Source organism: Pseudomonas sp. SG20056 (assembly GCF_031764535.1).
Lineage (GTDB): Bacteria > Pseudomonadota > Gammaproteobacteria > Pseudomonadales > Pseudomonadaceae > Aquipseudomonas.
This window is the reverse complement of record NZ_CP134499.1, coordinates 2,797,835-2,813,897: the sequence shown is the minus strand read 5'-3', so window position 1 is coordinate 2,813,897 and position 16,063 is coordinate 2,797,835. Positions and strand designations below refer to the sequence as shown.

Annotated in this window: 14 protein-coding genes; 10 read left to right on the top strand and 4 right to left on the bottom strand. The window is 59.2% G+C overall.

Annotation, left to right across the window (positions count from 1 at the left end):
* The first annotated feature begins 95 nt into the window (after positions 1 to 95).
* The 6 genes from fadB (at position 96) to RHP75_RS13425 (ending at position 7,408) form a co-directional block, all read left to right on the top strand.
* On the top strand, positions 96 to 2,243 hold the full coding sequence (gene fadB / locus RHP75_RS13450; protein ID WP_311088618.1) for a fatty acid oxidation complex subunit alpha FadB: 2,148 nt from the start codon (positions 96 to 98) through the stop codon (positions 2,241 to 2,243).
* A 30-nt stretch (positions 2,244 to 2,273) separates the two neighbouring features.
* Entirely contained in the window at positions 2,274 to 3,449 is a 1,176-nt protein-coding gene (gene fadA / locus RHP75_RS13445; RefSeq protein ID WP_311088617.1) for an acetyl-CoA C-acyltransferase FadA, read from the top strand.
* An 85-nt stretch (positions 3,450 to 3,534) separates the two neighbouring features.
* On the top strand, positions 3,535 to 3,771 hold the full coding sequence (locus RHP75_RS13440; RefSeq protein ID WP_090387350.1) for a DUF1653 domain-containing protein: 237 nt from the start codon (positions 3,535 to 3,537) through the stop codon (positions 3,769 to 3,771).
* Between the two features lie 125 nt (positions 3,772 to 3,896).
* Positions 3,897 to 6,506 (top strand): type I DNA topoisomerase, encoded by a 2,610-nt coding sequence (gene topA, locus RHP75_RS13435; protein ID WP_311088616.1) that lies wholly within the window; start codon positions 3,897 to 3,899, stop codon positions 6,504 to 6,506.
* Positions 6,507 to 6,577: 71 nt separating this feature from the next.
* Positions 6,578 to 7,096: a DUF6586 family protein gene (locus RHP75_RS13430; RefSeq protein ID WP_311088615.1), complete on the top strand. Its 519-nt coding sequence runs from the start codon at positions 6,578 to 6,580 to the stop codon at positions 7,094 to 7,096.
* A gap of 78 nt (positions 7,097 to 7,174) precedes the next feature.
* A complete protein-coding gene (locus RHP75_RS13425; protein ID WP_090248059.1) occupies positions 7,175 to 7,408 on the top strand; it encodes a hypothetical protein in 234 nt (77 codons plus the stop codon).
* Between the two features lie 112 nt (positions 7,409 to 7,520).
* On the opposite strand, the gene sulA is transcribed toward RHP75_RS13425, so the two are convergent.
* Together sulA and lexA are read right to left on the bottom strand one after the other, a co-directional pair.
* The gene (sulA, locus tag RHP75_RS13420; protein ID WP_311088614.1) at positions 7,521 to 7,997 is read right to left on the bottom strand and encodes an SOS-induced cell division inhibitor SulA; all 477 of its coding nucleotides are present in this window, start codon (positions 7,995 to 7,997) and stop codon (positions 7,521 to 7,523) included.
* 10 nt (positions 7,998 to 8,007) lie between these two features.
* Positions 8,008 to 8,619 carry a transcriptional repressor LexA gene (gene lexA, locus RHP75_RS13415; protein WP_311088613.1) on the bottom strand — a complete coding sequence of 204 codons (612 nt, stop codon included), beginning with the start codon at positions 8,617 to 8,619 and terminating at the stop codon, positions 8,008 to 8,010.
* Between the two features lie 272 nt (positions 8,620 to 8,891).
* Here lexA and RHP75_RS13410 point away from each other — a divergent pair, with 272 nt between their 5' ends.
* The 4 genes from RHP75_RS13410 to RHP75_RS13395 are packed head-to-tail and all read left to right on the top strand — an operon-like array spanning position 8,892 to position 11,939.
* Positions 8,892 to 9,599, top strand: coding sequence for a TetR family transcriptional regulator (locus RHP75_RS13410; protein ID WP_311088612.1), 708 nt, complete (start codon positions 8,892 to 8,894; stop codon positions 9,597 to 9,599).
* 47 nt (positions 9,600 to 9,646) lie between these two features.
* A complete protein-coding gene (locus tag RHP75_RS13405; RefSeq protein ID WP_311088611.1) occupies positions 9,647 to 10,171 on the top strand; it encodes a L,D-transpeptidase in 525 nt (174 codons plus the stop codon).
* 21 nt (positions 10,172 to 10,192) lie between these two features.
* A complete protein-coding gene (gene nagZ / locus RHP75_RS13400; protein ID WP_311088610.1) occupies positions 10,193 to 11,191 on the top strand; it encodes a beta-N-acetylhexosaminidase in 999 nt (332 codons plus the stop codon).
* 10 nt (positions 11,192 to 11,201) lie between these two features.
* Positions 11,202 to 11,939, top strand: a complete 738-nt coding sequence (locus RHP75_RS13395; RefSeq protein WP_311088609.1) for an S-methyl-5'-thioinosine phosphorylase — start codon at positions 11,202 to 11,204, stop codon at positions 11,937 to 11,939.
* Between the two features lie 59 nt (positions 11,940 to 11,998).
* Here the strand turns inward: RHP75_RS13395 and RHP75_RS13390 are convergent, their stop codons facing one another.
* Both RHP75_RS13390 and mfd read right to left on the bottom strand, forming a co-directional pair.
* A complete protein-coding gene (locus RHP75_RS13390) occupies positions 11,999 to 12,538 on the bottom strand; it encodes a CsiV family protein (protein ID WP_311088608.1) in 540 nt (179 codons plus the stop codon).
* Between the two features lie 11 nt (positions 12,539 to 12,549).
* On the bottom strand, positions 12,550 to 16,002 hold the full coding sequence (gene mfd / locus RHP75_RS13385; protein WP_311088607.1) for a transcription-repair coupling factor: 3,453 nt from the start codon (positions 16,000 to 16,002) through the stop codon (positions 12,550 to 12,552).
* Positions 16,003 to 16,063: the final 61 nt, after the last annotated feature.

Here is a 16,063-nt window from a genome sequence, read left to right as displayed (position 1 = left end):
TGATTGGGGCTACTCTGAGACGGCTATGCCGTGGAGTAGCTTGCTGGTTGGCTCCGATGTGTACTGTTCAGCTTCCATACCGTGGAGATCAGTTGATGATTTACGAAGGTAAAGCCATCACGGTTAAGGCTCTTGAGAGTGGCATCGTCGAATTGAAATTCGACCTCAAGGGTGAATCCGTCAACAAATTCAACCGTCTTACCCTCAATGAACTGCGTCAATCCGTTGATGCGATCAAGGCCGATGGTTCGATCAAGGGCGTGATTGTCACCAGTGGCAAAGACGTATTTATCGTCGGCGCCGACATCACCGAGTTCGTCGACAACTTCAAGTTGCCAGACGAAGAACTGGTGGCTGGCAACCTCGAAGCCAACAAGATCTTCAGTGATTTTGAAGACCTCAATGTTCCGACTGTTGTCGCGATCAATGGCATCGCCCTGGGCGGTGGTTTTGAGATGTGCCTGGCCGCGGATTACCGCGTCATGGCTGAAAGCGCCAAGGTTGGCCTGCCAGAAGTCAAGCTGGGTATCTACCCAGGCTTCGGCGGTACTGTGCGTCTGCCACGGGTTATCGGTACCGATAACGCCGTTGAGTGGATTGCTGGTGGTAAAGAAAACAAAGCGGCTGACGCCCTGAAAATGGGTGCAGTGGATGCCGTGGTTGCCGCTGACAAGCTGCAAGCCGCTGCCCTGGACCTGATCAAGCGCGCCATCTCTGGCGAGCTGGACTACAAGGCCAAGCGTCAGCCGAAGCTGGAAAAGCTCAAGCTCAACGCAATCGAGCAGATGATGTGCTTTGAAACCGCCAAAGGTTTCGTTGCAGGTCAGGCTGGCCCGAACTATCCGGCGCCGGTTGAAGCGATCAAAACCATTCAGAAAGCCGCCAACTTCGGTCGCGATAAAGCGCTGGAAGTGGAAGCTGCTGGCTTCGTCAAGCTGGCTAAAACCCCGGTTGCTGCCAGCCTGATCGGCCTGTTCCTCAACGATCAGGATCTGAAGAAGAAAGCCAAGCAGCACGACGAAATCGCCAAGGACGTGAAACTGGCTGCCGTACTCGGTGCCGGTATCATGGGTGGCGGTATCGCCTACCAGTCCGCTTCCAAGGGCACCCCGATCCTGATGAAGGATATCCGTGAAGAGGGTATCCAGATGGGTCTGGCCGAGGCGTCCAAGCTGCTCGGCGGTCGCGTTGCCAAAGGTCGTATGACCCCAGCGAAGATGGCTGAAGCCCTTACTGCCATTCGTCCGACCATGTCCTACGGCGACTTCGGCGCTGTCGACATCGTTGTCGAAGCCGTGGTCGAGAACCCGAAGGTCAAGCAGATCGTGCTGGCTGAAGTGGAAGGCGTGGTTAAAGAAGACGCCATCCTCGCGTCGAATACCTCGACCATTTCCATCAACTTGCTGGCCAAGGCCCTCAAGCGTCCGGAAAATTTCGTCGGTATGCACTTCTTCAACCCTGTGCACATGATGCCGCTGGTTGAAGTGATTCGTGGCGAGAAGTCCAGCGACGTAGCCGTGGCGACCACCGTTGCCTACGCCAAGAAAATGGGCAAGACCCCGGTTGTGGTCAACGACTGCCCAGGCTTCCTGGTTAACCGCGTGCTGTTCCCGTACTTCGGCGGCTTCTCCAAGCTGCTCGGTTTCGGTGTGGACTTCGTGCGTATCGACAAGGTCATGGAGAAGTTCGGCTGGCCGATGGGCCCGGCGTACCTGTCAGATGTGGTCGGTATCGACACCGGTCACCACGGCCGTGACGTAATGGCTGAAGGCTTCCCGGATCGCATGGCGGTTGAAGGCCGTACTGCGGTTGACGTGATGTACGAAGCGGATCGTCTGGGTCAGAAGAACGGCAAGGGCTTCTACGCCTACGAGACTGACAAGCGCGGCAAGCCGAAGAAGGTTTCCGATCCGGTTGCCTACGACCTGCTGAAGTCCATCGTGACCGAGCAGCGTGAAGTGACTGATGAAGACATCATCAACTTCATGATGATTCCTCTGTGCATGGAAACCGTGCGTTGCCTGGAAGACGGCATCGTTGATACCGCAGCTGAGGCCGATATGGGCCTGATCTACGGCATCGGCTTCCCTCCGTTCCGCGGTGGTGCACTGCGTTACATCGATACCATCGGTGTAGCCGAGTTCGTTGCCCTGGCCGACAAATATGCCGAGCTGGGCGCGCTGTACACCCCGACTGCCAAGCTTCGCGAAATGGCCGCTAAGGGCCAGAAGTTTTTCGGTTAATCGCGCAACGACTAGAGCGAGAGTGAATTTATGAGCCTGAATCCTAGAGATGCAGTCATCGTCGACTTCGGTCGTACCCCGATGGGTCGTTCCAAGGGCGGCATGCATCGCAACACCCGTGCCGAGACCATGTCGGCCAACCTGATCAGTGGCGTGCTGGCACGTAACACCAAGCTGGATCCAGCTGAAGTGGAAGACGTGATCTGGGGCTGCGTTAACCAGACCCTGGAGCAGGGCTGGAACATCGCGCGAATGGCGTCGCTGATGACCCAGATCCCGCACACCAGTGCTGGCCAGACTGTGAGCCGCCTGTGCGGTTCGTCCATGAGCGCCCTGCACACTGCTGTGCAGGCTATCCAGACCGGTAACGGTGACGTGTTCGTCATCGGCGGTGTGGAGCACATGGGCCACGTTGGCATGATGCACGGCGTCGATCCAAACCCGCACCTGTCGCTGTACGCGGCTAAGGCCTCGGGCATGATGGGTCTGACTGCTGAAATGCTCGGCAAGATGCATGGCATCAGCCGTGAGCAGCAGGACGCCTTCGGTGAGCGTTCGCACCGTCTGGCCCACAAAGCTACCGTCGAAGGCAAGTTCAAGGATGAAATCATCCCGATGCAAGGCTACGACGAGAACGGCTTCCTGAAGGTGTTCGACTACGACGAAACCATTCGTCCGGAAACCACCTTGGCAAGCCTGGCTGCACTGAAGCCTGCGTTCAACCCGAAAGGCGGCACCGTGACTGCAGGCACGTCCTCGCAGATCACTGACGGCGCTTCCTGCATGATCGTCATGAGCGCCCAGCGCGCCCAAGACCTCGGCATTCAGCCAATGGCAGTGGTTCGCGCCATGGCCGTGGCCGGTGTTGATCCAGCGATCATGGGTTACGGTCCAGTACCGTCGACTCAGAAAGCACTCAAGCGTGCTGGCCTGACCATCAATGACATCGATTTCTTCGAGCTCAACGAGGCCTTCGCTGCCCAGGCCCTGCCTGTGCTGAAAGATCTGAAAGTGCTCGATAAGATGGAAGAGAAGGTCAACCTGCATGGCGGCGCGATCGCCCTGGGTCACCCGTTCGGTTGTTCCGGTGCGCGTATCTCCGGTACCCTGCTGAACGTGATGAAGCAGAATGGCGGCACCTTCGGTGTGTCGACCATGTGCGTAGGTCTCGGCCAAGGCATCACCACCGTCTTCGAGCGCCTCTAAGCTTCACCGGCGTAAGAGATGGAAAAACCGGGGCCCAGTGCCCCGGTTTTTGTTTATCAGTAGAAAATCTTCAAGGAATTCATCGATGCAACTACAGCCCGGCCTCTACCGTCATTACAAAGGCCCTGAGTACCGCGTGTTTGGCGTAGCCCAACATTCCGAAACGGAGCAGGCAATGGTGGTCTATCAGGCGCTATACGGTGAGTTTGGCTTGTGGGTGAGGCCGCTGGAGATGTTCTGTGAAAGCGTTGAGGTGGACGGCGAGACGGTTCCACGCTTTGCTTTGATTCAGGCTGAAACCGCACTGTTTACTCGGCCTTGAGCTGACATCGGGCCATTGCTGCGCTTGACCTCGGCCGGACCACCACTATATATAGCGGTGCCGCGCTAGTAGGCAGTACAGCGCCTCCCGCATTTATTTACCGAATTTCAGGAATTTTCCAATCCATGGGCAAATCGCTGGTCATCGTGGAATCCCCGGCCAAGGCCAAGACCATCAACAAGTACTTGGGTAACGAGTACGTGGTGAAGTCGAGCATCGGCCACATCCGTGACCTACCCACCAGTGGTTCGGCAAGCACCGCCAAAGAGCCAGTCAAGCGTGGTAAAGCCGCTGCAGGTGAAGTACCGGCGCTGTCGCCCAAGGAAAAAGCCAAGCGTCAGCTGTTTGCGCGCATGGGGGTTGATCCCGAACACGGCTGGAAAGCCAAGTACGAGATCCTCCCTGGCAAGGAGAAGGTTGTCGAAGAGTTGCGCCGTTTGGCCAAGGATGCCGACACCATCTATCTCGCAACCGACTTGGACCGCGAGGGGGAAGCTATTGCCTGGCACCTGCGCGAATCCATTGGTGGTGACGACAGCCGCTACAAGCGCGTGGTGTTCAACGAAATCACCAAGAAGGCCATTCAGGAAGCGTTCTCCAAGCCAGGCGAACTGGATATCAATCGAGTCAACGCCCAGCAGGCGCGGCGCTTCCTCGACCGTGTAGTGGGTTACATGGTTTCGCCGCTGCTGTGGGCCAAGATCGCTCGTGGTCTGTCTGCTGGTCGTGTGCAGTCGGTAGCTGTGAAGCTGGTGGTCGAGCGTGAGAAAGAGATCCGCGCGTTTGTTCCGGAAGAATACTGGGAAGTGCACGCCGACCTGGGCACCGCCAAAGGCGCTAACGTGCGCTTTGAGGTGGCCCGTGAGAACGGCGCTGCGTTCAAGCCGCTGAACGAGGCCCAGGCCATGGCGGCTCTGGCTACGCTGAAGGCCTCCAGCTACAGCATCAGCAAGCGCGAAGACAAACCGACCAGCAGCAAGCCTTCGGCGCCGTTTATTACCTCCACCCTGCAGCAGGCCGCGAGTAACCGCCTGGGCTTTGGGGTAAAGAAGACCATGATGATGGCCCAGCGTCTGTATGAGGCCGGTTACATCACTTATATGCGTACCGACTCGACCAACCTCTCGGCTGACGCCGTGAGCATGGTGCGCGGCTTTATCGAAGGCGAGTTCGGCAAGAAGTACCTGCCGGCCAACCCAATTGCCTACAGCAGCAAGGAAGGCGCCCAGGAAGCGCACGAAGCGATTCGACCTTCCGACGTCAACCTCAAGCCGACTCAGTTGTCGGGCATGGAGCGCGACGCCGAGCGTCTGTATGAGCTGATCTGGCGCCAGTTCGTAGCCTGCCAGATGCCGCCTGCTGAATACCTGTCGACCACAGTTACTGCGACGGCAGCGCAGTTCGAGCTGCGTGCCAAGGGCCGTATTCTCAAATTCGACGGCTATACCCGCGTATTGCCGCAGCTGAGCAAGCCGGGCGATGACGATGTATTGCCGGAAATGACTCAGGGCGAAGTGCTCAAGCTGGTCAAGCTCGACCCTAGCCAACACTTCACCAAGCCGCCAGCGCGTTACTCTGAAGCCAGCCTGGTTAAGGAAATGGAGAAGCGCGGTATCGGTCGTCCTTCGACCTATGCGGCGATTATCGGCACCATCCAGGACCGCGGTTACGTGGCGCTGCACAACCGCCGTTTCTACTCCGAAAAGATGGGCGACATCGTTACCGAGCGTCTGGCTGAAAGCTTCTCCAACCTGATGGACTACGGCTTTACCGCCGGCATGGAAGAGCACCTGGACGATGTGGCCCAAGGCGAGCGCGAGTGGAAGCACGTACTCGACGAGTTCTACGGTGACTTCAAGAAGAAGCTTGAAGTGGCCGAGGCGGGCGAGGGCGGCATGCGCGCTAACCAGCCGACGCTGACCGATATCGCCTGCCGCGATTGCGGTCGACCGATGACCATTCGTACCGCATCAACCGGGGTATTCCTCGGTTGTTCAGGCTATGCACTGCCGCCGAAAGAGCGCTGCAAGGCCACCGTCAACCTGGTGCCGGGTGACGAAATTGCCGCCGATGACGAGGGTGAGTCGGAGTCGCGCGTGCTGCTCGGCAAACATCGCTGCCCGATCTGCTCGACCGCAATGGACGCTTACCTGCTCGATGAAACCCGCAAGTTGCATATCTGCGGCAATAACCCGGATTGCAGCGGTTATGAAGTGGAGCAGGGCCAGTACCGCATCAAGGGCTATGAAGGCCCGAGCCTGGACTGCGACAAGTGCGGCAGCCAGATGCAGCTCAAGACTGGCCGTTTCGGCAAGTTCTTCGGCTGCACCAATAGTGAGTGCAAGAACACCCGCAAACTGCTGAAAAGTGGTGAAGCGGCGCCACCTAAAATGGACCCGGTGAAGATGCCGGAGCTCAAGTGCGAGAAGGTCAACGATACCTACATCCTGCGTGATGGTGCTTCGGGTCTGTTTCTGGCTGCCAGCCAGTTCCCGAAAAATCGTGAGACCCGCGCGCCCTTGGTGCTCGAGTTGATCCCGCACCGCGATGAGATCGATCCCAAGTACCACTTCCTTTGCGATGCGCCGAAGAAAGACCCGCAAGGTCGTGCGGCGGTTATCCGCTTCAGTCGCAAGACCAAAGAGCAATACGTGCAGACTGAAGTCGACGGCAAACCGACGGGCTGGCGTGCGTTCTATGACGGCGGCAAGTGGAAAGTCGAAGACAAGAGCTGATCTAGCGGAGCGCGTGTCGGCCACTGGCCGGCACGCGTATGCTTATCCAATCCGCTGTGGAGGGTGCCGCAATGGCCAATGAACTCTATACCCGCACCAATCAGAAAATCTTCTACGCCGGCCTGGCGCTGGAGTCCTGGCGCAAGGCTGAGCAGGGTCAGAGCATGAATGCCCTAGCTTTGATCCAAGCCGAGCGTGAAGCCGCTTTGTTTCATCTCTACGGTGCTCTGTTGGGCTTGTGCCATGAGATTGCCGGTTACTACCGCTTGCCGGACAGCGCCGCGCCGCAGGCTGAACGCTTCCTCACTGAGGAGGTGTTGCAAGCAGCGCCAAGTCAGGAATTGGGTGAGCTGGTCGAGCTGGCACAGTCCGCTGATAGCTGGGTTGCTCAACTGCTCAAGGCCTATGCCGAGCTGTTTCTGCCGCCGCAAGGGGGCAAGAAAAGCAAGGTTGATCCCGCTACGCCATTGATCACGGCGGTCAGCCTGGATGAAGAAGCTGCGCCCTTGGCGCAGGAGGCGCTTGAGGCCTGGCGTCAGCAGTTGAAGGCTCTGGCACAACGTTTTCGGCAAACCCTAAGCGAATGGTAGAAGGCTGATTGGACCGGCGGACTAGGGCGAGCCCGGGTCGGCTGTTACACTGTCGGCCTTTCGTGGAGAGCTAAGCCAATGCCTACATCATTCCTGGAAATTGTTGAGTTGCCCGACGGGCGTATTGCCCTGCGTCGTGCAGAGGATGAAGAGTCACTGGTGGTGCTGGATTTTTCTGCCGATGCCAAAGCCTTCCTGCAGGGGCAGCACGTCGAAGTTGCTAAGGCCATGCTCAATGTGGGTGTGCAGATGGCGGGGCGGCTGGCCGAAAATAATTTCCAGCAGGAAGAAGGGCCACGGGTTCTGCATTGATTGCAGAATCCTTTCCGGCTCTGAGCTAGAGCGTTCTGCTCGCGATGGCTGTTTCTTGCATCAGGTTTCTACTGGCTAACATGCACATTCCTTGTGCGTGACCTTCGGCCAATTACCCCAGACTGATATTCAGGCTTTGCGCCTTGCCCTGGCGGGCCGCTTGCTCAAGCTGTTGCCGTGCCTGGTGTTCTAGAGGGTGCAGCCAGCTAACAACGGTGTGACTGCGGCCCAGCGTCAAGGCCTGTTGTGCCAATGCCAGCGCGCTTTGTGCGCCGCGCGGGTGGAGCAGCAGAATGCGTTCGCGGTTCAGGCCCGCTTCGCGTAACCAGGTTTGGGTCAGGCTCGACGGCGGCGCAATCAGGGTCAGCCAGCGCTCATCGTGATTATCACTAAGCTCACGCAGAATCGGCGCGAGAAGATTCAGGCAGTGCCCGGCTGCGCCACGCAGCGACAGTTCACTGAAAGCCTCTGTCTCATCATCCTGCCAGGGCAGCTCAGTGCTATCGGCCAGTAATGGTGTCACCGTCGATGCCAGAAACGCATCGAACAAAGGCAGTTGTGTACGGTTCAGTGATTGCGGGAACTGCATAAATCCTCCACTAGCGGCGGATAACGCCGACGCTCAAACCTTCAATAATCAGGTCCTGTTCTTCCAGGTTTACTTCAATCGGGGCGAACTCTGGGTTTTCTGCAATTAGCCAGACCTTGCTGCCTTCGCGCTTGAAGCGTTTGACCGTCACTTCATCGTCCAGGCGCGCCACTACCACTTGGCCGTTACGGGCTTCACGGGTGGTGTGTACGGCCAGCAGGTCACCATCGAAGATGCCGATGTCTTTCATGCTCATGCCGCGTACACGTAGCAAGTAATCAGCCTTGGGGTGGAAGAAGTCCGGATTGATCTTGCAGGACTCTTCTACATGTTGCTGCGCCAGGATTGGTGCGCCGGCAGCGACGCGGCCAATCACTGGTAGGCCTTCTTCTTCATCAGCATTGGGCTCGAAGCCAGGAATGCGGATGCCACGTGAAGCGCCAGGGGTCATTTCGATGGCACCCTTGCGAGCCAGGGCCTTGAGGTGCTCTTCCGCTGCATTAGGTGATTTGAAACCCAGTTTCAAGGCGATTTCCGCTCGGGTAGGCGGGTAGCCGTTGTCTTCAAGGCATTGCTTGATGAAAGCGAGAATTTCAGCTTGGCGCGGCGTCAGTTTTAGCATGGTCGGCTCTGTCTTTTTGTACAGTGACTGGGATTATATACAGTGATCTGCGATTGGCAATCCTTGTGTTCTGATCTCTACTCAATTGACCTTTATCTGATCTGTTGCGGCGCGCTGTTACTCGGGTCTCTCAGAGGGCGTCTAGCTAGGGTTAGCCCGTGTCTTTAGCGGATGTCTGTGACCACCTGGCCACAAGATGGTTTGCCCGGCTTGACAAGGCGGGCGGCTGAAACGTATGTTTCAAACAAGTGTTTGTTCAGATGAAAAGAGTCATGGCCCAGTCGGAAACCGTTGAACGCATTCTCGATGCGGCAGAGCAGCTTTTTGCGGAGAAAGGTTTCGCAGAAACTTCTCTGCGTTTGATCACCAGCAAGGCTGGCGTGAACCTGGCTGCGGTGAATTATCACTTTGGCTCGAAGAAGGCCCTGATTCAGGCGGTGTTCTCACGCTTTCTCGGGCCTTTCTGCGTAAGCCTGGAGCGTGAGCTGGATCGCCGTCAGGCCAAGCCGGAAACCAAGGTCAGCCTCGAAGAGCTGCTTGAGTTACTGGTGGAGCAGGCGCTGGCAGTAAAGCCGCGCAGCGGTAACGACCTTTCAATCTTTATGCGTTTGCTGGGCCTGGCCTTCAGCCAGAGCCAGGGTCACCTGCGTAAGTACCTCGAAGAGGTGTACGGCAAGGTGTTTCGCCGTTACATGCAGCTGGTGCATGAAGCTGCTCCGCGCATTCCTCCTCTGGAACTGTTCTGGCGCGTGCACTTTATGCTCGGCGCTGCGGCGTTCAGCATGTCCGGGATCAAGGCTCTGCGGGCGATGTCGGAAACCGATTTTGGGGTTAACACCTCGATTGAGCAGGTGATGCGCCTGATGGTGCCATTCCTGGCGGCCGGCATGCGTTCGGAAACCGGTCTCACCGATGAAGCCCTGGCCAGTGCGCAGCTCAAGCCGCGCACCAAGACGCCTGCTGCTCCCAGCAAAGTTTGACCTTGGCGGGTGGGCTTGGTGGATGCTATCCGCTAAGCTAGCCGCCCATGGTCGCTCTCGATTATCTGCATATCTCTCTCGCTGATCAGTGTCTGTATGGCTTTGCCAATGGGCAACTGCAGTTGCGCCTGCGTGTTTCCACTGCACTGAATGGCGCCGGGGAGCGCAATGGTTCCGGCTGTACGCCGCGGGGCTTGCACAAGGTGCGGGCAAAGATTGGTGAGGGCTTGCCGAGCGCTGCAGTTCTGCGCGGGCGGCGCTGGACCGGTGAGATCTGGTCGCCTGAGTTGCATGCACAGTTCCCTGGCCGCGACTGGATTCTTACGCGCATTCTCTGGTTGAGTGGTTGTGAGCCCGGGCGCAATCGTCTAGGCGCTGTCGATACCTTTCGCCGCTATATCTACATACACGGTACGCCGGACAGCGAGCCTATGGGCGTGGCGCTGTCGCATGGCTGTGTGCGTCTGCGCAACAGCGATCTGCTGGAACTCTTTGCGCGTGTCCCGATTCAATGTGCGGTACAGATTGACGAAGCCGCTTGCCCTGAGTGGGCAGTTGCGCCTCTTATTTAAGGACGAGTTGTGAGTTCACCGATGCAAGGTTCATTGATGCTGGATATCGCCGGCACCTGGTTGACCGCTGAGGATCGCCAGATTCTCCGTCAGCCGCAGGTGGCTGGGCTGATTCTGTTCGCGCGCAATATTGAAGATCCGCGCCAGGTGCGCGAGCTGTCTGCGGCTATTCGTGCGGTGCGGCCTGATTTGCTGCTGGCGGTGGATCAGGAAGGCGGGCGCGTGCAGCGTCTGCGTCAGGGCTTTGTGCGCTTGCCGGCGATGCGTGCGCTGGCTGATAACGCCAATGCCGAGCAGTTGGCTGAGCAGTGCGGCTGGATCATGGCCACCGAAGTGCTGGCTGCAGGTCTAGATCTGAGTTTTGCGCCAGTACTGGACTTGGATCATCAGCGCAGCGCCGTGGTTGGCAGCCGTTCTTTTGAAGGTGATGCGCAGCGTGCGACCTTGCTGGCTGGTGCGTTTATCCGTGGGATGAACGCTGCGGGCATGGCCGCCACTGGCAAGCATTTCCCCGGGCACGGCTGGGCCGAGGCGGATTCCCATGTAGCCATCCCGTTAGATGAGCGCAGTCTGGAACAGATTCGTGCAGTCGATTTGCAGCCGTTTGCTCAGCTGCGTGGGCAGTTGGCTGCAGTGATGCCCGCTCATGTGATCTACCCTCAGGTGGACAGTCAGCCTGCTGGTTTTTCCCGGCGCTGGTTGCAGGACATTCTGCGCGGCGAGCTGGCCTTTGATGGGGTGATTTTCAGTGACGATCTGTCCATGGCTGGCGCTCATGTAGTTGGTGATGCGGCCTGCCGTATCGAGGCTGCGCTAGCAGCGGGTTGTGATATGGGACTGGTGTGTAATGACCGGGCTGCAGCAGAGCTGGCCCTGAGCGCTTTGCAGCGACTCAAGGTGGAGCCGCCGCAAGGTCTGGCACGGATGCGCCGACAGGCCTTCCCGGGTATCGAGTATCGGCAGAACCCGCGTTGGCAGGCAGCACTTGGCAGCCTGCGCGATGCGCAATTAATCGACTGAGGACTAAGGGATGACGGTTTACGCGATTATCGGCGGTACGGGGCTGACCAAGCTGGACGGTCTGACCATCAAAGCTGCGCTGCATATTGATACGCCCTATGGCGCGCCCTCTGCGGCAGTGCTCAAGGGCGACTATGCCGGTCGTGAGGTGCTGTTCCTCGCCCGTCACGGTCATCCGCATCGCATCCCGCCGCATCAGGTCAACTACCGCGCCAACCTCTGGGCGCTACGTGAGGCGGGGGCCAAGGCTGTCATCGCCGTGAACGCTGTGGGCGGTATTCACTCGGCCATGGGCACCGGGCACTTCTGCCTGCCGCACCAGATCATCGATTACACCTACGGGCGGGAGCATACCTATTTCGAGGGTGAGTTGGAGCATGTCACCCATGTCGATTTCAGCCATCCCTATGACGCTGGCCTGCGCACCAAACTGGCCAATGCCCTCACTGCCGAGCACTGTGCGTTTAGTAATCATGGGCTGTACGGCTGCACCCAGGGGCCGCGGTTGGAAACCGTCGCGGAGATCGCGCGGATGGAGCGTGATGGCTGCGACATCGTCGGTATGACCGGTATGCCAGAAGCCGTGCTGGCCCGTGAGTTGGCTTTGCCCTACGCCTGCCTGGCGCTGGTGGTGAACCCGGCTGCGGGCAAGTCGCGGGCGCTGATCACCATGGCGGAAATCGAACGCGCCCTGGAAGAGGGCATGGGTGCGGTCAAGGCCGTATTGGCGCGGGTACTGACCAGCTGACTGGGCTGTGCTGCAATAAAAAGGGCCGCGTAATGCGGCCCTTTTTTGTGGCGGTGTTCTTATAGCGGGCTGACGCGAATCAGCATGCCCAGGCTGCCATTATCGACAAAGGTAAGCTCGCCGCTTTTCAGGCGGCTGCTCTGCTTGATGCGCTCGCTGTCGTTGAGGATGCCACTGGCGTCGAGCTGATTGACCCAGATGTCGCTGTCCAGCTCGATCACGCGGCCGGCTTTAAGGCTGATGGTGCCTTCGACGGGGTAGTGGCCGAACTGCTCATCGCCGGTGCTGATGGCGACGCGGCTGATCGACTCGCCCAGGCTCTGGGACCAGGCTTTGTGCAGTAGAACCTGATAGCCGCTGGACGGGCTGAGTTTGCCGGCTTCGGCATTCAGTGCGGTGCTGCGGCTGTTGCTGCCATCCACTGGCAGCGCGTTCTGCGCCCAGTTATCGGGCGGCAGCTGGCCGGCGGAAATCGGTGTGGCGGCCTGGCGGAATACGATGACTTCAACCTGATACAGGCTTTCAGCCAGAGCGGCAGTGCTGCTGAGCAGGCCCAGCAGAATAAGCGGCAGCAGGGCCAGGGTGCGGAGTGCGCGCATGGGTCAGTCCTTTAGGTAGAGGGAGTCAGGCGCTCGAACAGCGCCTCTAAGGTGTTGAATCGTTCTTCCGGGCGCTCCATAGGCACCTGGATCTTAAACATTGTCGCGCCTTCGAACTTGTAGCGATTCGGCGCGCTCTGGATCAGCTTGATCAGGGTCAGCGGATCGACGCAGGTATCGGCGGCGAATTCGATGCGCCCGCCTTGTGGGCCGGCATCGACCTTCTTGATCCCGAGCTTTTCCGCCTGCAATTTCAGCAGGGTGATGCGTATCAGGTTCTTGCTTGCATCCGGTAGCAGGCCGAAGCGGTCGATCATCTCCACTTGCAGCTCTTTCAGGCCATCCTCATCGGCGGCGTTGGCGATGCGTTTGTAGAGGATCAGCCGCGCATGCACGTCGGGCAGGTAATCCTCGGGGATCAACGCCGGCACACGCAGGTTGATCTCCGGGCCGCCGCCAAGTGGCTGGTCGAGGTTAGGTTGTTCGCCCTTGCGGATGGATTTCACCGCGCGTTCGAGCATTTCCATATAGAGGGTGAAACCCACCGCCTGAATCTGCCCGCTCTGACCGTCGCCGAGCAGCTCGCCGGCACCGCGGATTTCCAGGTCATGGGTGGCCAGCAGAAAGCCCGCTCCCAGATCTTGTGCGCCGGAGATGGCTTCCAGACGTTTCTGCGCGTCATCGGTCATCTGCTTGCGTGGCGGGGTCAGCAGGTAGGCGTAGGCCTGGTGGTGACTACGGCCGACGCGGCCGCGCAACTGGTGCAGCTGGGCCAGGCCGAACTTATCGGCGCGCTCGATAATGATGGTGTTTGCGCTCGGTACGTCGATACCGGTTTCGATGATGGTCGAGGCGATCAGCACGTTGAAACGCTTGTGATAGAAATCGCCCATTACCTGTTCCAGCTCGCGCTCGCGCATCTGTCCGTGGCCGATGCCGATTCGTGCTTCCGGTACCAGCTCGGCGAGGTCGGCGGCGCATTTCTCGATAGTTTTCACGTCGTTGTGCAGGTAGTACACCTGGCCGCCGCGCAGCAGCTCACGCAGCAGTGCTTCCTTGATAGTCGGGTTGTTCTGCTCCATGACGAAGGTACGCACTGACAGGCGGCGTGCCGGCGGCGTGGCGATGATCGACAGATCACGCATGCCAGCCACGGCCATATTCAGGGTGCGCGGAATTGGTGTGGCGGTAAGCGTGAGGATGTCGACTTCGCTGCGCAGGGCTTTGAGCTGCTCCTTCTGGCGCACGCCGAAACGGTGCTCTTCGTCGATGATCACCAGGCCCAGGTTGCTGAATTTGACATCTTCCTGCAGCAGCTTGTGGGTACCGATCACGATATCCACCTTGCCTTCGGCCAATTGCTGCACGGCCTCGCTGACTTCCTTGGCACTTTTGAAGCGGCTCATAACTTCGACTTTTACCGGCCAGTCGGCGAAGCGGTCGCGGAAGCTGTTGTAGTGCTGCTGGGCGAGCAGGGTGGTCGGTACCAGTACCGCCACTTGCTTGCCGCCATGCACGGCAATAAATGCGGCGCGCATGGCCACCTCGGTCTTGCCGAAGCCGACATCGCCGCAGACCAGGCGGTCCATTGGTTTGGGCGCAAGCATGTCGTCATGCACAGCCTCGATGGCGGCTTGCTGATCCGGGGTTTCTTCGAAGGGGAAACCAGCACTGAAGGTGGCGTAATCGGCTTTGGGGTCGGCAAAGGCGTAGCCTTCGCGGGCGGCGCGGCGGGCATAGATGTCGAGCAGCTCGGCGGCGACATCGCGCACCTGCTCGGCGGCTTTGCGTTTGGCCTTTTGCCAGATTTCCGAGCCCAAGCGGTGCAGTGGGGCGAGGGCGTCATCGCTGCCGGTGTAGCGGGCGATCAAGTGCAGGCTGGCCACTGGTACGTAGAGCTTGGCTTCCTCGGCGTACATCAGGGCGAGGAATTCGGCGGCCTGGCCGTCGAACTCCATAGTCACCAGACCCAGGTAACGGCCGACGCCGTGGTCGATATGCACCACCGGCGCGCCTTCGCGCAGTTCGGTAAGGTTCTTGATGACGTTGTCGCCGCCATCGCGGGATTTCTCGCGGCGCCGGCGCTGCATAACGCGCTGGCCAAACAGTGGGCTTTCCGCGACCAAGGCCAGGTCTTCAAGCAGCAGGCCGTCATCCAGCGGCGCGATGCAGATGCCTAAACGCTCTTTACTGGCGGTGAAGCTCGGCCAGCTTTCAAATTCATTAGGCTTGAGTTTGAGGCGTGCCAGAAGCTCCAGCAGCACCTCGCGGCGTCCGGCGGACTCGGCGCAGAACAGCACGCGACCAGGGTATTCCTCGATAAAGCGCCGTAGCGCGGCCAGCGGCTCGCCGGCCTTGGCCTGGATCGCCAGGTCGGGCAACGGTTTGGCGTTGAAGCGCAGGCGGCCGACGCCTTCTTCTATATCGTCCTGGCTGACCACTACGCGCGGCCAGTTTTTCAGCCTGGCGAAACAGTCTTCCACCGGCAGGAAGATATCGGCTGGCGGTAGCAGCGGGCGTTCTGGGTCAACGCGGCGATCTTCATAGCGGCTGCGCGCATCCACCCAGAACTGCTCGGCGGCTTTTTCGATGCCCGGCAGGGAAAACACCTGGGTGTCGGCGGGTAGGTAGTCGAAGAGAGTGGCGGTTTCTTCGAAGAACAGCGGCAGGTAGTACTCGATACCGGCCGGGGTGATGCCAGTGCTGAGATCCTGATAGATCGGGCAGCGGCGGAAATCCACATCGAAGCGCTCGCGAAAGCGCCCGCGGAAATCAGTAACGGCTTTCTTTTCCAGCGGAAATTCGCGCGCCGGCAACAGCTTGATTGACTCGACCTTGTCGATGGACCGCTGGTTTTCCGGATCGAAGGTGCGCAGGGTTTCGATTTCGTCATCGAATAGGTCGATGCGGTATGGCTGGCTGCTGCCCATCGGGAATAGGTCGATCAGCGCGCCGCGTACGGCGAATTCGCCATGCTCGTATACCGTATCCACACAGCGATAGCCGGCGGCTTCCAGATTGCCGCGCATCTGGTTGACGTCGAGTTGCTGGCCGACCTGCATGACCAGGCTGCTGCCGAGCAGAAAGCGCTTGGGCGCCAGACGGTGTAGGGCGGTGGTGATCGGGACTACCAATACGCCGTGTTTCAGCTCGGGCAGGCGATAAAGCGCGGCGATGCGCTGGGAAATGATGTCCTGGTGCGGCGAAAACAGGTCGTAGGGCAGGGTTTCCCAGTCGGGGAAATGCAGCACTGGCAAATCCGGAGCGAAAAAGCTCAGCTCCTCTTGCAGGCGTTCGGCGCTCTGGCTGTCGGCAGTCAGCAGCAGGGTGAAACGTTTGGCATTGCTGGCGGCTTCGGCAATCGCCAGGCTCAGCGCGGCACCGGGCAGGTTGCCCCAGTGTTGTTTGCCGGCAGTGGCCGGTAGGGACGGTAGACGCAGTACGGACGCGGTCGGTTCAGACACGGGCGGCTCACGGTCATGGCACAAGGTCGGCGATTGTAGCGGGCGTTTATATGCGGTGTCA

What these genes read in the sequence shown, in the direction of transcription:
- fadB (WP_311088618.1), top strand. Translation starts at nt 96, where the DNA reads ATGATTTACGAAGGTAAAGCCATCACGGTTAAGGCTCTTGAGAGTGGC.
- fadA (WP_311088617.1), top strand. Translation starts at nt 2,274, where the DNA reads ATGAGCCTGAATCCTAGAGATGCAGTCATCGTCGACTTCGGTCGTACC.
- RHP75_RS13440 (WP_090387350.1), top strand. Translation starts at nt 3,535, where the DNA reads ATGCAACTACAGCCCGGCCTCTACCGTCATTACAAAGGCCCTGAGTAC.
- topA (WP_311088616.1), top strand. Translation starts at nt 3,897, where the DNA reads ATGGGCAAATCGCTGGTCATCGTGGAATCCCCGGCCAAGGCCAAGACC.
- RHP75_RS13430 (WP_311088615.1), top strand. Translation starts at nt 6,578, where the DNA reads ATGGCCAATGAACTCTATACCCGCACCAATCAGAAAATCTTCTACGCC.
- RHP75_RS13425 (WP_090248059.1), top strand. Translation starts at nt 7,175, where the DNA reads ATGCCTACATCATTCCTGGAAATTGTTGAGTTGCCCGACGGGCGTATT.
- sulA (WP_311088614.1), bottom strand. Translation starts at nt 7,997, where the DNA reads ATGCAGTTCCCGCAATCACTGAACCGTACACAACTGCCTTTGTTCGAT.
- lexA (WP_311088613.1), bottom strand. Translation starts at nt 8,619, where the DNA reads ATGCTAAAACTGACGCCGCGCCAAGCTGAAATTCTCGCTTTCATCAAG.
- RHP75_RS13410 (WP_311088612.1), top strand. Translation starts at nt 8,892, where the DNA reads ATGGCCCAGTCGGAAACCGTTGAACGCATTCTCGATGCGGCAGAGCAG.
- RHP75_RS13405 (WP_311088611.1), top strand. Translation starts at nt 9,647, where the DNA reads ATGGTCGCTCTCGATTATCTGCATATCTCTCTCGCTGATCAGTGTCTG.
- nagZ (WP_311088610.1), top strand. Translation starts at nt 10,193, where the DNA reads ATGCAAGGTTCATTGATGCTGGATATCGCCGGCACCTGGTTGACCGCT.
- RHP75_RS13395 (WP_311088609.1), top strand. Translation starts at nt 11,202, where the DNA reads ATGACGGTTTACGCGATTATCGGCGGTACGGGGCTGACCAAGCTGGAC.
- RHP75_RS13390 (WP_311088608.1), bottom strand. Translation starts at nt 12,538, where the DNA reads ATGCGCGCACTCCGCACCCTGGCCCTGCTGCCGCTTATTCTGCTGGGC.